This is a genomic window from Mesorhizobium sp. M7A.F.Ca.ET.027.03.2.1, assembly GCF_003999175.1.
Classification (GTDB): domain Bacteria; phylum Pseudomonadota; class Alphaproteobacteria; order Rhizobiales; family Rhizobiaceae; genus Mesorhizobium.
In genome coordinates this window covers 1-410 of the sequence record NZ_RZOM01001951.1, presented here as the reverse complement: position 1 = coordinate 410, position 410 = coordinate 1, and the positions used below count along the sequence as shown (strand labels likewise).

General features: G+C 54.1%; 1 protein-coding gene. It reads right to left on the bottom strand.

The annotated features are described in order from the left end of the window. Positions 1-320, bottom strand: a 320-nt coding sequence (locus EN750_RS38930) for a ParB/RepB/Spo0J family partition protein (protein ID WP_245482967.1), incomplete at its 3' end; no start/stop codon positions are given. Positions 321-410 lie beyond the last annotated feature (90 nt).

Genomic DNA, 410 nt, shown 5'->3' with positions numbered 1-410 from the left:
GCGACTACGTGTTCGATATCGGGCAGCGGTTTGACGATCGCCCGTACTTTGATTCCTAAATCCTTCGCCACCTTCGCGCGTCGATGGCCGAATACGATCATATAGCGTGTCGAGCCATCAGGATGGGGTCGAACTAATATCGGTGTGGACTGCCCTGAACGACTAATAGCCTCTCTCAGGTCTCGATAATCCTCGTCGTCTTCGTCAATCCGATCCGCGACAAACGAACTGTCTAACAGCGCCGGATCGATTGAGACGATCGTTTCGCCGTCGAGCATACGCAATGAGTTTTCAGCCATTTCATCTAGCGACTGAATCATTGACCTCGATGCGCCACGTCGGGCGTATTCTGATCGAGCTTCAGACGCAGAGTGGGCAGGCCCAGGTTCCGTCAACGACGCAGCTACGCT